Here is a 13,186-nt window from a genome sequence, read left to right on the forward strand (position 1 = left end):
CCACGCGCACCGGGCAGGACGAGAATCGCTGCTCGTGCCCAGACGGTTGTTCGCCGACGTGACTCCGCTGCGTGAATCAGCCGAGTTCCGGTGGTTGTGGGCCGGGCAGTCGCTGTCGTCGGTCGGCAGCACGATGACCGTCGTCGCGGTGTCCATCCAGGCGTACGACCTGACCGGTTCCTCGGTCGCGGTCGGGGCGCTCGGCCTGGCCAACCTGTTCCCGACCCTCCTGCTCGGCCTGTTCGGCGGCTCGATCGCGGACGCCGTCGACCGCCGCCGCCTCGTCCTGCTCACCAGCACCGGGCTGATGGCCGTCGGCGTGCTCTTCGCCGTCCAGGCGTTCCTGCACTGGGACCACCTGTGGCTGCTCTACTTGCTCACAGCAACATCCGCGGCCTTGGCCGCGGTCGACGGCTCGGCCCGCCGGACGTTCCCACCCCGCGTGCTCCCCGTCCGGCTGCTCCCCGCCGCGGCGGCCCTCAACCAGTTGTCGTTCCAGATCGCGATCATCGCCGCTCCCCTGCTCGCCGGGATCCTGATCGCATCGCTCGGCCTCGCCGCGGCGTACGCCGTCGACGCCCTCACGTTCGTCGCCGTCCTGGCCGGGATTCGCCGCCTCCCGCCGATGCCACCCGTCGGCGGCGGTTCCACCTTCGGCCTCCGCTCCGTCGCCGAAGGCATCCGCTACGCCACCCGCCACCCGCTGATCGGCATGATCTTCCTGCTCGACCTGAACGCCACCGCGCTGGCCATGCCAACCGCTCTGTTCCCCGCCCTCGCCGCCACCCACTTCGGCGGTGGCGCCCAGACGGTCAGCTACCTCTTCGCCGCCATCGGCGTCGGCGGCATCGTCGCCGCCGCCCTCTCCGGCCCGCTCGGCCACCTCCGCCACCAGGGCCGAGCGATGCTGATCTCGGTCGCGCTCTGGGGCGCCGCCATCGGATCCGTTGCCCTCACCAACCACCTCTGGCTCGCCCTGCTCCTGCTCGCCACCGCCGGCGCTGCCGACATCGTGACCACCGTCTTCCGCGCGACCATCCTGCAGGCCAACACCCCCGATGACCTGCTCGGCCGCCTCAGCTCCCTCGACCTGGTGATCGGCATCGGCGGCCCCAACCTCGGCAACGTGCGAGCCGGCGCACTCGGCGGCCTGCTCGGCCCGATCCCCGCGCTGCTCCTCGGCGGCCTGACGTGTGTGCTCGGCGCCGGCGTACTGACTGCCTCGTCCAGAACCTTCCGCCGGTACGACGCCAAGGCTTGACGCTCGCGCGGCGTTCAGCCGGTCTACCGTCATACCTTGCGCGGATTCAGTAGCCGGTCGGGAGGCGGGGAGTGTAGACGCCTTCGAGGGCCTGGATCTCGTCCTCGGTCAGGTCCAGGTCCAACGCCGCCGCGGCGTCCGAAAGGTGATGCGGCTTGGTCGCGCCGACGATCGGCGCGCTGACGCCAGGGTTCTTCAGCACCCAGGCCAGGGCGACCTGCGCCATCGGAACGCCCCGCGCCTCGGCGACCCGCTGCACCGCGTCCGCGATCGGCCGGCCGCCGTCGTCGAAGATCCGGTCGGCGATCGGGTCGTTGCTCGCCCTCGTCGTACTGGTACCCCACGGGCGGGCGAGACGGCCCTTGGCGAGCGGGCTCCACGGGATCGACCCGACGCCCTGGTCGGCGAGCAGGCCGAACATCTCGCGCTCCTCCTCGCGCTGCATCAGGCTGTACTGGTTCTGCATCGTGACGAACCTCGTCCACCCGTGCAGCTGCGCCGTGTACTGCAACTTCGAGAACTGCCAGGCCCACATCGACGACGCGCCGAGGTACCGGGCCTTGCCTGCCTTGACCACGTCGTGCAGCGCCTCCATCGTCTCCTCGACCGGCGTGTCCGGGTCGAAGCGGTGGATCTGGTACAAGTCGACGTAATCGGTGCCGAGCCGGGTCAGCGAGGCGTCGACCTGCTCCATGATCGCCTTGCGGGACAGCCCGGCGCCGCCCGGCCCGTCGTGCATCGGGCGGTTCACCTTGGTGGCGAGTACGACGTCCTCGCGGCGGGTGTACGCACGGATCGCCCGGCCGACGATCTCCTCCGACGTCCCGAAGCCGTACACGTTGGCGGTGTCCCAGAACGTGATGCCCAGCTCGAGCGCCTGCCGGAAGACCGGTTCGGCCGCCGCGTCGTCGAGCGCCCACGCGTTGAACCCGCGCGAGGTGTCGCCGAAACTCATGCACCCCAAGGCGATCCGGCTCACCTTCAGCCCGGAACTGCCGAGTCTGGTGTACTCCATCGCTCTCACTCCTTCGACGGGGCGCCGCGTGCCGGTCACGGGCTGTCCCGCGGTTCAGTCAACGGGCCGGCGTACCGGCGCGGGAGTCACTGGCCTTCCGGGTAATGCCAGTACCTCCCAGGGCCCGGCGGCGCCGCTTACCGTGGAGGCATGGACAACCGTGCCGAGATCCGCGAGTTCCTCGCCTCGAGACGGGCGCGGATCACCCCGGAACAGGCCGGGCTTCCGGCGTACGGGGGTCATCGGCGGGTCACGGGCTTGCGGCGCGAAGAGGTGGCGCTGCTCGCCGGTGTCAGCATCGACTACTACGTGCGGCTGGAGCGCGGCAACCTCGCAGGCGCCTCCGACGCCGTACTCGAAGGCCTGGCCCGCGCCCTGCACCTGGACGACGCCGAACGCGCCCATCTGTTCGACCTGGCCCGCGCCGCCGAGCCCGTCCCTGCGCGCCGGCCCAGGCCGTCACCCGCCACGGTGCCGGCCAGCATCCAGCTCGTCCTCGACGCCGTCACCGACGCACCGGCCTGGGTCCGCAACGCCCGGCACGACATCCTCGCCGCCAACCGGATGGCCCGCGCGCTCTACGCCCCGGTCCTGGCCGACCCACGCCGCCCCGCCAACAACGCCCGGTTCGCCTACCTCGACCCCGCCGCCCACGACTTCTACCAGGACTGGGACCGCACCGCCGACGACCTCGCCGCCATGCTCCGCTCCGAAGCCGGCCGCCACCCGCACGACAAGAAGCTGATCGAACTCATCGGCGAACTCTCCACCCGCAGCGAAGACTTCCGCACCCGCTGGGCCGCCCACAACGTCCGCTTCCACCGCACGGGCATCAAGAAGCTGCGCCACCCCGCCGTCGGCAACCTCGACCTCACGTTCGAGGCCATGGAGTTCCCGGCCCATCCAGGCCTCACCCTGCTCGTATACGCCGCACCTGCCGGGACGCCTACTGCCGACAGCCTCAAACTACTGGCAAGCTGGGCCGCCACGGCGGAGCAGGCGGGCGAACTCGCGCAGCACTAGGCCAGCGACTCGACCCACCGCAATTCCGCAAACAAGACTTCGCGATCCGGCCGGCGGATCCCCGGCTCGAGCATCATCAGCAAGCTGCGCACTCCGACGGTCGGCGGACAGCACGCCCAGATTCCGCACCCCTCGTAGCCCTTGCCGAACCACGGATGCGTGCCATCAGCAACAATCCGCTGCCAGTCGTCCACGACCGCGTCTGCGGATTCCCGGCGGATTTCCAGACGCACCAGCGTCGTCCGAGTCAACACCGCCAAGCCAGGCAACTCCGACAGCCGCCGGTATCGCCGTACTCTCACCACAAGTCGTCGAGCTGCGCGATCCGAGCCCGCAGCCGTCGCAGCAGTAGCGGGCCAGAATCGCTTCGCAGCCGAGCCGGCCCGTCGGACTTCACTTGCGCAGGACGCCTACGCGGCACTGGCCTTTCGTGTGTTCAGCATCCGCTGATGTTCCCACCCGTGGGAAGCCACCGGCAAGGCTTTCCGCGGGGCGGCTGATCACCTGCACCCGCAGAGTTCCGCGAGTACGGCGTACTCGGGGGTCGTCGCGAAGCTCGGGTTGCTCATGAACGGCTGGCGGACGACTTCCAAGGCGGGGAGGCGGGCCGCGACTTCTTCTCGTGGGACCGGGGTGGGCAGGAACTCCATGGTGAGGGGCATGACGAGCTTGCCGTGTTCCGAGTACTCCACCGGGCCGGTGGTTTGTCCTGCGGCCCAGATCCCGGCGTGTGGGCGGGCGCCGGTTGCGCCGGTGACCCACAGGAGGACAGATTGCCCGGCGTCTATCAAGCGGGATCGGTAACCCTCGCGGACACACCAGGACCGCACCCCGCCGGCGATCAATTCCGGGAGATTGGTGATCGAGGGGTTGCACTTGATCACCCAGGCGCCCAGGTTCTGCTGGGTGACCCGCTGGGCCGGCGCGCTCTTCCGTGGAGATGCCATGGAGTGGTCAGTGACCGGTTGCCATGGTGGCGGGGAGGGTGCGGACCGCTGTCGCTGCGCCGATCGCCAAGAAGACCGCTGCGATGACGAACGCGACGGAGAAGCCGGAGGTCAGCGCCGCCTGCGCGGTGTGCCCGGCCTGCTCGGCGGCGGAGGTTCGGCTGGTTGCCGCGGTCGCCAAGACCGTGAGTACGACCGCGCCGCCTAGGTGAGTGGAGGTTTGGAAGAGCCCCGAGGCCAGTCCCTTCTCGCCTTCGCGAACGCCGGTCAGCCCCTGCGCGGTCAGCGGTACGAAGGCCGCGGCGATCGTGAATCCGGCGATCACAAACGCCGGCAGCAGGACGGTGACATACCCGTTCTGATCCGAGGTGCGCGACAGCATCACGAAGGTCGCGGCGGTCGTCGCCATACTGAGCGCCGCGGTTCGGCGCGGGCCCACTCGGGCGACGATCTTCGCGGCCAGCAAACCGCCGGCGCTCGCCGACAGCGCGAGCGGCAGGAACGCGAGACCTGTCTCCAAGGCCGAGTACCCGAGCACTTGCTGGAGGTACAGCGTGGCGATGAACATCATGCCCGTGAACCCGCCGGCGTTCGCCGCGATCGCCAGGTTCGCACCCGTCAACGGCCGGTGCCGGAAGATTGCCAGTCGCACCAACGGCGCCCGCAGCCGCTGCTCGGCGAGAACAAACGCGCCCAGCAGTACGACGGCGACAGCCAGTACGGGAACCGCTCCCACGCCGTCGTGCTCGACCCGGTCGATGCCGAACACCAACGCCCCGAACCCCGCAGCGGCCAGCACAGACCCGACCAGATCCAGCCGCGGCGCCGCGTCGTCCCGGCTCTCCTGAAGCACCGCCGGCGCCAGCGCCGCCGCCGCGAAACCAAGCGGTACGACGACGAAGAAGCACCACGGCCAACCAACGGCGGCGGTGAGAACACCACCAACGATCAGCCCGGCGACCATGCCGACGTCCAACGTCGCTGACAGGTATCCGAGCGCGCGCTGACGCTCACGTTCCTCGCGGTACGTCGCGGCCAGCAACGCCAGCGCCGCCGGTACGGCGAGCGCGGCGCCCAGCCCTTGCACCGCCCGCATCGCGAGCAGCAACGTCGTCTCCCGCGCCAGCCCCGCCACACACGACGCCCCGGCGAAGACGACCAGCCCAACCACCATCGCCCGCCGCCGGCCGTACAGATCACCGATGCGGCCGCCAACGAGCATGAAGGCGCCGAGCGTCAGGGTGTACGCCGTCACCACCCACTGCAGATCGTCTCGAGAAGTTCCCAGATCCCGCTCGATCGCGGGCAGCGCCACTGTCACGACCGTGCCGTCGAGCATCACGAGCAGATCGGCGGCGCAGAGCAGCACCAACGCCGCAGGACGCCAGGAGACTCCCATGAGCGACCAGGTTCCCTCGACCCGCCGGTTCCAAAACGTCGGCAGCCCGACGCTATTCCCAAGGACCCGGTTCAGCGATCGCCCTGACAACCTCAAGGTATCGGCCAACCGCCGCTGAAGCCGTCTCATGTCCTTCGACCCGCGACAGTACGACGGACAGCCCGGCGCCCACTCGGACGTCAGAGGGCGCATCCAGCATCGAAGCCATCGCCGCGGCCTTCTCCACATCGCCTCGCACGAGGTATTTCGCCGCCAACGGCAGCATCGCCAGCGCGAACACGTTGGGATCCGGCGCCGGCACCGGCAGTCCTCGACCTACCAGGTCGAGCGTCTCCGACAGGTCGAGGTCCCCAGCCGAGCCCGCGCCGGCCAGCAGTCGAGACTCTCGAGGAATCGGCGCATCCGACGGCCACCAGTACCAGTCAACCCACAGTGGAAGCGGCCCAACGTCGTACATCGCCCCGACATAGCCGCCGCCGACCGGCCCGTTCCCCGGCATCTCGAGGGTCAGCAGCGTCTCCCCGACCACGCGCTCTCCCCCGACGACGATGAGGTCCACGTCGCTCCAGTCGTCGTACGTTCCGGAACCCAAGGAACCAACGAGCCAGACTCCGTCGGCCCGCAGCGCCGCGACGGTCTCCGCCAGCCACCGCGCCCGCCCGGCAGCCAACGCCGCCACCATTCGCTGTGCTTCGTCCCGCGTCACGCGATGGACGCTATCTGGCCTGCGGCCGGGCACACGACCTGGCTTGACCAGCCAAGCCTCGGCACCGCCCGATCGTTGTAGCGGTCAGACCGCTTCCCGGCGAGCCCGCAGAACCCCGTCGGCATCGGGCAGTACGCCAACCAGCAAGGCGGTGTACTCGTCCGCGATGAGCAAGATGGCGGCTGCGGCACGGGCCGATGGTGTCAGGCTTCATCGACGACTGCCGCTCTTGTCCGACCTCGAAGCTACCTTCGAGGTATGGACCTGCCGGAAGTCACGTTCACCGATCTGCTGCAGCACCCGAACGAAACCGTCGCGAAGCTGGAGCAGAGCCGGCGCCAGGCGTTGCGCGTACGGCGTCGTGGCTCGGAGGAAGACCTGGTCCTCACGACCGCCGCGCGGGTGGCCCAGGACAAGCAGGTGGTGGACCTGGCGATCCGCCTCCTCCGCGCCATCGTGAGCGATCCCGAGATGCGCTCCAGCAACCTGTTCGGCATCTTGCAGCCGGTGTTTCCGTGGATCCGATTCCTCCCGGCTGAGGAGCAGACGGAGTTCGTCCGGGAACTCGTCGAGGTGATGAGCGCCGGCGAGGAGATCGGCTCACCGGCTCCGGCGCCGCGGACGATCACGGAGTGGCGGAACACCGCTCAGATCTACGCCGACCCGGAACTGCTGGAAACCCTACGGACGTAGGGGATTGAGGACGCCAGCACGAAGCATTCCGGGGTCCCCGGGTGACGGGGACTCCTTGGGCTGCAGGTGTCGTTGCCTGCGCGGGGCTGAACCACTCGCACCTACTGGCGACCGCCCAGCGCCGGAGAATCGGGCAGGGCTGCGACAACTCAGCCGCGATCGGGACTTGCGAGATCGACATCCTGCAGTCGCTCAAGCAGGCGACGCCAGGAGCCCGCGCCCCCGGGTGGGCGGGAGCGGACTGCGCAGCACGCGACGAAGGAGCCCGCGTAGCCGGCCGCGTGGGACTGAACCACCCGCGCCCACGACTACCTCAGCCAGGATCGGGCTGAGCGACAGCGACGACCTGCAGTCGCTCAAGCAGGCGACGCCAGGAGCCCGCGCCCCCGGGTGGGCGGGAGCGGACTGCGCAGCACGCGACGAAGGAGCGGGCGTAAGCCGGCCGCGTGGGGGCAAACCTCAGCGGTGAGACAGAAGCTGCGCCGCCTCCGACGCCCAGTACGTGAGGATCGTGTCCGCGCCGGCTCGCTTGATGCCGGTGAGCGTTTCCATGATCGCCTTCTCGCGGTCGATCCAGCCGTTGGCGGCGGCGGCCTCGACCATCGCGTACTCGCCGGAGATGTTGTACGCCGCCACCGGCACGTTCACGTGGTCGCGCACCTGGCGGATGATGTCCAGATAGGCCAGAGCCGGCTTGACCATCACCAGGTCGGCGCCTTCGGCGATGTCCAGGTCGACCTCGCGGATCGCCTCGCGGGCGTTGGCGGGGTCCTGCTGGTAGGTCTTGCGGTCGCCTTGCAGGGACGAGTCGACGGCCTCGCGGAACGGGCCGAAGAAGGCGGACGCGTACTTCACGGCGTACGCCATGATCACCGTGTCGGTGAAGCCGGCGGCGTCGAGGGCCGTGCGGACGACGCCGACCTGGCCGTCCATCATTCCGGACGGGCCGACGACGTGGGCGCCGGCGGAGGCCTGGGCGACGCCCATTTCGGCGTAGATCTCGAGGGTCGCGTCGTTGTCGACGCGGCCGGCCGAGTCCAGTACGCCGCAGTGCCCGTGCGAGGTGAACTCGTCCAGGCACAGGTCCGACATCACCAGCAGGTCGTCGCCGGCCTCGGACACCGCGTCGCGGATCGCCACGTTGAGGATGCCCTCAGGATCGAGCGCCCCGGACCCGACCGGATCCTTCTCCAGCGGTATGCCGAACAGCATCACCCCGCCGAGTCCCAGCTGCACGGCTTCGGCGACGGCCTTCCGCGCGGTGTCGCGCGTGTGCTGGTAGACGCCCGGCATCGAGCTGATCGCGATCGGCTCCCGCGCGCCTTCCCGGACGAACATCGGCAGGATCAGCTGCCGCGGCTCGATCGTGGTCTCCGACACCAGTCGTCGGACAGCCGCCGACGACCGCAGCCGCCGCGGACGAACACCCGGGAAACCAGTCACAACAGTCAGCTCTTCCTGCGCGAGCCCGAGCGGCGCTCGGACGGACGGGTGACGGGCTCCCCCGCCTCGACCATGGTGTCACGCCGGTCCGCGCCGAACCGGGCCAGAGCGTCGGCCAGCTCCTCGGCGGACGGCGACTCGGCCATCGCGTCGACCCGCAGGCCGTGCTCCTCGGCGGTCTTCAGCGTCGCCGGGCCGATCACCGCGATCACCGTCGACGCGTGCGGCTTGCCGGCGATGCCGACCAGGTTGCGCACGGTCGAGGACGAGGTGAACACGACCGCGTCGAACTTGCCCGACTTGATCGCCTCGCGGGTCGGCGCGGGCGGCGGGGCGGCCCGGACGGTCCGGTACGCCGTGACGTCGTCGACCTCCCAGCCCAGATCGGTCAGGCCGGCGACCAGCGTCTCGGTGGCGATGTCCGCACGCGGCAGGAAGACCCGGTTGATCGGGTCCAGCACCTCGTCGAACGGCGGCCAGTCCTCGACCAGCCCGGCGGCGGACTGCTCACCCGAAGGCAGCAGGTCCGGCCGGATGCCCCAGGCGGCGATCGCCTCGGCGGTCTTCTCGCCGACCGCGGCGATCTTCAGGCCGGAGAACGCCCGCGCGTCCAGCCCGTACTCGTCGAACTTCTCCCGGACCGCCTTGACCGCGTTGACCGAGGTGAACGCGACCCACTCGTACCGGCCCTCGACCAGACCGCGGATCGCCTTGTCCATCTGCTGCGGGTTGCGCGGCGGCTCGACCGAGATGGTCGGCACCTCTTCCGGCATCGCGCCGTAGCGGCGCAGCCGGTCCATCAGCGGGCCGGCCTGGTCCTTGGTGCGCGGCACCAGGATCCGCCAGCCGAACAGCGGCTTGGTCTCGAACCAGCTGAGCGCCTCGCGCTGCTCGACCACCGAGCCGACCACGATCACGGCCTCGCCGGTGACCTTGGCGGCGCGCAGGTCGGCCACGATCGTGCCGAGCGTGCCGACCACGCTGGTCTGGGCGGTCGTCGTTCCGCCGACGGTCGCGCAGACCGGCGTACCGGCGTCGAAGCCGGCCTCGACCAGGGCGGCGGAAACGTCCTTCAGCACGTCGGCCGCGTTCAGCAGGACCAGCGTCTGCTTCGGGTGCAGGCGGCTGAAGTCGAGCTTGGCCTCGGCCAGGTCGAGCACCGTGACCTCGCGCTCGCTCTTCACGGTCAGCGGGATGCCCGCGTACGTCGGAACGGCGCTGACCTCGCTGACGCCCGGGACGACGTTGAAGCTGATCCCGGCCTTGCGGCAGGCGGCAGCCTCCTCGGCGCCGCTGGAGAACGTGAACGGGTCGCCGGTGAGCAGCCGCACCACGTTCGCCGCGGACTTGGCCGTCTTCACCACCAGCCGCGCGCGAGCCGCGACCCGCAGCGCCCGGCTGCCCTCGGCGCCGGAGCCGTCGATCACCTCGACGCCCGGCCGGCAGTACGCCAGGAACGGGTCGTGCTCGGGACCCTCGACCACCACGGCGTCGGCGTTGGCCAGGACGTCGCGACCGGCGAGCGTCAACAGCGCCGGGTCACCCGGCCCGACCCCGACGAACGTGACATGCCCGAGCGGCCTGGTCTGCTTGGCCGTGCTGCTGGTCGCCGCGGCCTTCGCCGGCACCTTCTGCGGAGTCTGGGTGGCCGCTGCTGTCTTCGCGCTGCTCACGTCTGCCGTCGCCTTCGCCCTTGTTTTGCTCGTCTTTGCCGTCGTCGTCGTTCCTCGTGCCGGTGTCATGTCTGCTCCAGCAACTCGTGCGCCAGCGCCCGTCCGACCGCCGCTGGATCGTCGACCGACCCGTTGGCGGACAGCCGCCGGACACCGCCGCCGTCCTGACCGAGTGCTCCCCGCAGCCACAGCTCCGGGCCGTCCTCACCTTCGACCACCTCGGCGAGCGCCCCGACCGGCGCGGTGCACCCGGCCTCGAGCGTCGCCAGCAACTGCCGCTCGGCGGTCACCGCGACCCGGGTGGCCGGATCCTCCAGTGGCGCCAGCGCGGCCAGTACGTCGGTGTCGTCGCTGCGGCACTCGATGCCCAGGGCACCTTGTCCCGGAGCCGGCAGCACCTGAATCGGGTCGAGCGTCTCGGTCACCTCGGCGAGCCGGCCCAACCTGGCCAACCCTGCCCTCGCGAGCACCACCGCGTCCAATTTGCCATCGGCCACCATCCCGATCCGGGTGTCCACGTTGCCGCGGATGCCGGTCAGTTCCAGGCCGAGACCCAGCGCCTCGAGCTGCGCCTGCCGGCGCGGCGAACCGGTACCCACCAGCGCGCCGGTCTGCAGCTCGCCCAGCGTCAGCCCGTCCCGGGCGACCAGCACGTCCCGCGGGTCCTCGCGGACCGGGATCGCGCCGAGCGCCAGACCCTCGACGGGGGCCGTCGGCAGGTCCTTCAGCGAGTGCACCGCGATGTCGATCTCGCGCGCCATCAGCGCGTCGCGCAGCGCGCTGACGAAAACGCCGGTGCCGCCGATCTGCTCCAGCGGCGCACGGTTCACGTCGCCGGTGGTGACGATCGGGACCAGTTCGACCTCGTGCCCGAGGCTCCGCAGCGCGTCGGCGACGTGGTTGGCCTGCGCGGTCGCGAGCGCCGACCGGCGGGTTCCGAGCTTGATCATGCGGACTCACCTCCGGTGGTGGTCTTGGGGGCGGTGACCGCGTCGACGGTCGCCGGGTCGAGCGCGAACAGTTCGCGCAGCGCGTCGGCGTACGTCGGGCCGCCCGGATCGGCGGCCAGTTCCTTCACGCGGACGGTCGGGGTGTGCAGCACCTTGTCGACGACGCGCCGGATGGTGCGGGCGACCTCCTGCCGCTGGTTGTCGTCGAGGCCGGGCAGCCGGCGGTCCAGCCGGGCCAGCTCGGTGGCGACCAACTCGGAGGCCATCGTCCGCAGCGCGACCACGGTCGGCGCGACCGAGGCCGCCCGCCGGGTCGCCTCGAAGGCGCCGGTCTCCTCGCTGACGATCCGGCGGACCTCGTCGATGTCGTGCTCGCTGCCGCCCGCCGTACCGGCGAGGTCGGCCAAGGTGACCAGCGTGACGCCGGGGATCCGGGCGACGCCGGGCTCGACGTCGCGCGGCAGGGCCACGTCGAGGACGCCGAGCGGGCGCCCGTCGGTGGCGTTGCGGATCATTTCCTCGGTCAGCACGGTGCCGCGGGCGCCGGTGCAGCTGACCACCAGGTCGGCCTCGGCCAGAGCGTCCGGTACGCCGGCCAGCGGGATCGCCGAGCCGCCGATCCGCTCGGCCAGCGCGACGGCGCGGTCGTGGTTGCGGTTCGCGATCGTGACGCTCGCGGCGCCACCGTTGAGCAGGGTCTGAGCGGCGAGCGACGCCATCGAACCGGCGCCGACGATCAGGGCGCGGCGGCCCTCGAAGCCGCCGACGGCGTCCAGCCCGGCGGTGACCACGGAGCGGCCGGCCGAGTCGATGCCGGTCTCGGTGCGGGCCCGCTTGCCGGTCCGCAACGCGTGCTGGAACAGCGCGTTCAGGCTGGAGCCGATAGTCTCCAGGTCCTGCCCGATCCGCAGCGACTCCTTCACCTGGCCGAGGATCTGGCTCTCGCCGACCACCATCGAGTCGAGCCCGACCGCGACCTGGAACAGGTGCGCGACGGCGCCTTCCTCGAAGTGCACGTACAGGTGCTCGGCCAGGTCCAGCAGCGGGACGCCGGTGATGTCGGACAGGATCGCGGTGACCTCGTCCATACCCGCGTGGAAGCGGTCGACGGTGGCGTAGACCTCGGTGCGGTTGCAGGTCGCCAGTACGGCGGACTCGCTGACCGCCGGGCTGTTCTGGACGGCGATCGCCAGCTTGGTCGCCGCGTCCGCGTCCAGCGCGACCCGCTCCAGAACCGAGATGTCCCCGCTACGGTGCGAGATCCCGACGACCAAGTAGCTCATGCGCCGACACCCCCACCCACGCTGGGCAGACCGGGCAGACCGTTGATCGCTGGTAGTTCGGGCACCTCGGGGAGCGCCGCCTCTCCGGACTTTCGTTGTTCGTGGTACGCCAGGATCTGCAACTCGATCGAGAGGTCCACCTTGCGGATGTCGACACCGTCGGGCACGGACAGCACCACCGGCGCGAAGTTGAGGATGCTGGTCACGCCGGCCGCGACCAGCCGGTCGCAGACCTCCTGGGCGGGACCGGCCGGGGTGGTGATCACGCCGATCGACACCCGGTCGGCGGCGACGATCTCCTCCAGCTCGGCGAAGTCGCGGACCACCATGTCGCCGATCCGCTCGCCGATCAGGGCCGGGTCGGCGTCGAGCAGGGCCACGATCCGGAAGCCGCGGGTGCCGAAGCCGGAGTAGTTGGCCAGCGCGTGACCCAGGTTTCCGATCCCGACGATGACCACGGCCCAGTCCTGGGTGACGCCGATCTCACGGGCGATCTGGTAGCGCAGGTACTCCACGTCGTACCCGACGCCGCGGGTGCCGTAGGAGCCGAGATAGGACAGGTCCTTGCGCAGCTTGGCCGAGTTGACGCCGGCCGCGGTCGCGAGATCCTCGCTCGACGCGGTGGCGATGCCACTGTCCGACAGCGCGGTCAGGGCCCGCAGGTACACCGGCAAGCGCGCGACAGTGGCCTCGGGAATGCCGCGTTCGGTTCGCGTCGGCGCGCCGGGGCGACGGCTGCGGGCAGGCGTCACAGTTCTCCTGGAAAGGTGGTTCGCGAGTCACTCGCCTCACG

General features: G+C 70.6%; 13 protein-coding genes. 3 read left to right on the forward strand and 10 right to left on the reverse strand.

The genetic code is table 11. The features are described from left to right. Positions 1–34: 34 nt before the first annotated feature. Positions 35–1,261: an MFS transporter gene (locus tag ACQPXM_RS37275; RefSeq protein ID WP_432942694.1), complete on the forward strand. Its 1,227-nt coding sequence runs from the start codon at positions 35–37 to the stop codon at positions 1,259–1,261. Between the two features lie 46 nt (positions 1,262–1,307). Here the strand turns inward: ACQPXM_RS37275 and ACQPXM_RS37280 are convergent, their stop codons facing one another. Beyond that, positions 1,308–2,276, reverse strand: coding sequence for an aldo/keto reductase (locus ACQPXM_RS37280; protein WP_432942695.1), 969 nt, complete (start codon positions 2,274–2,276; stop codon positions 1,308–1,310). A 150-nt stretch (positions 2,277–2,426) separates the two neighbouring features. Here ACQPXM_RS37280 and ACQPXM_RS37285 point away from each other — a divergent pair, with 150 nt between their 5' ends. Continuing rightward, positions 2,427–3,299, forward strand: coding sequence for a helix-turn-helix transcriptional regulator (locus ACQPXM_RS37285; protein WP_432942696.1), 873 nt, complete (start codon positions 2,427–2,429; stop codon positions 3,297–3,299). On the opposite strand, the gene ACQPXM_RS37290 is transcribed toward ACQPXM_RS37285, so the two are convergent. The 4 genes from ACQPXM_RS37290 to ACQPXM_RS37305 all read right to left on the reverse strand — a co-directional run bounded on the left by ACQPXM_RS37290 (position 3,296) and on the right by ACQPXM_RS37305 (position 6,351). Next, the gene (locus ACQPXM_RS37290) at positions 3,296–3,532 is read right to left on the reverse strand and encodes a hypothetical protein (RefSeq protein ID WP_432942697.1); all 237 of its coding nucleotides are present in this window, start codon (positions 3,530–3,532) and stop codon (positions 3,296–3,298) included. The genes ACQPXM_RS37285 and ACQPXM_RS37290 overlap by 4 nt on opposite strands. A 267-nt stretch (positions 3,533–3,799) precedes the next feature. After that, the gene (locus ACQPXM_RS37295) at positions 3,800–4,246 is read right to left on the reverse strand and encodes a hypothetical protein (protein ID WP_432942698.1); all 447 of its coding nucleotides are present in this window, start codon (positions 4,244–4,246) and stop codon (positions 3,800–3,802) included. A 7-nt stretch (positions 4,247–4,253) separates the two neighbouring features. After that, complete coding sequence (locus ACQPXM_RS37300; RefSeq protein ID WP_432942699.1) at positions 4,254–5,645, reverse strand: MFS transporter; 1,392 nt, start codon at positions 5,643–5,645, stop codon at positions 4,254–4,256. Between the two features lie 52 nt (positions 5,646–5,697). Further along, positions 5,698–6,351, reverse strand: coding sequence for a nucleotidyltransferase domain-containing protein (locus tag ACQPXM_RS37305; protein WP_432942700.1), 654 nt, complete (start codon positions 6,349–6,351; stop codon positions 5,698–5,700). A gap of 258 nt (positions 6,352–6,609) precedes the next feature. Between ACQPXM_RS37305 and ACQPXM_RS37310 the strand changes: the two genes are divergently transcribed. Then, positions 6,610–7,044, forward strand: coding sequence for a hypothetical protein (locus tag ACQPXM_RS37310; RefSeq protein WP_432942701.1), 435 nt, complete (start codon positions 6,610–6,612; stop codon positions 7,042–7,044). Between the two features lie 459 nt (positions 7,045–7,503). Here the strand turns inward: ACQPXM_RS37310 and hemB are convergent, their stop codons facing one another. Genes hemB through ACQPXM_RS37335 form a run of 5 tightly spaced genes read right to left on the reverse strand, consistent with a single transcriptional unit; the run spans position 7,504 to position 13,145 of the window. Further along, positions 7,504–8,487: a porphobilinogen synthase gene (hemB, locus tag ACQPXM_RS37315; protein ID WP_432942702.1), complete on the reverse strand. Its 984-nt coding sequence runs from the start codon at positions 8,485–8,487 to the stop codon at positions 7,504–7,506. 5 nt (positions 8,488–8,492) lie between these two features. Beyond that, positions 8,493–10,229: a uroporphyrinogen-III synthase gene (locus ACQPXM_RS37320; protein WP_432942703.1), complete on the reverse strand. Its 1,737-nt coding sequence runs from the start codon at positions 10,227–10,229 to the stop codon at positions 8,493–8,495. Then, positions 10,226–11,110 carry a hydroxymethylbilane synthase gene (gene hemC, locus ACQPXM_RS37325; RefSeq protein WP_432942704.1) on the reverse strand — a complete coding sequence of 295 codons (885 nt, stop codon included), beginning with the start codon at positions 11,108–11,110 and terminating at the stop codon, positions 10,226–10,228. Before hemC ends, ACQPXM_RS37320 begins: the two co-directional genes overlap by 4 nt. Next, positions 11,107–12,393: a glutamyl-tRNA reductase gene (locus ACQPXM_RS37330; protein WP_432942705.1), complete on the reverse strand. Its 1,287-nt coding sequence runs from the start codon at positions 12,391–12,393 to the stop codon at positions 11,107–11,109. The genes hemC and ACQPXM_RS37330 overlap by 4 nt, the downstream gene beginning before the upstream one ends. Next, positions 12,390–13,145: a redox-sensing transcriptional repressor Rex gene (locus ACQPXM_RS37335; RefSeq protein WP_432942706.1), complete on the reverse strand. Its 756-nt coding sequence runs from the start codon at positions 13,143–13,145 to the stop codon at positions 12,390–12,392. The genes ACQPXM_RS37330 and ACQPXM_RS37335 overlap by 4 nt, the downstream gene beginning before the upstream one ends. Between the last annotated feature and the right edge of the window lie 41 nt (positions 13,146–13,186).

Source organism: Kribbella sp. CA-253562 (genome assembly GCF_050942265.1).
In the GTDB taxonomy this organism is placed as follows: Bacteria; Actinomycetota; Actinomycetes; order Propionibacteriales; family Kribbellaceae; genus Kribbella.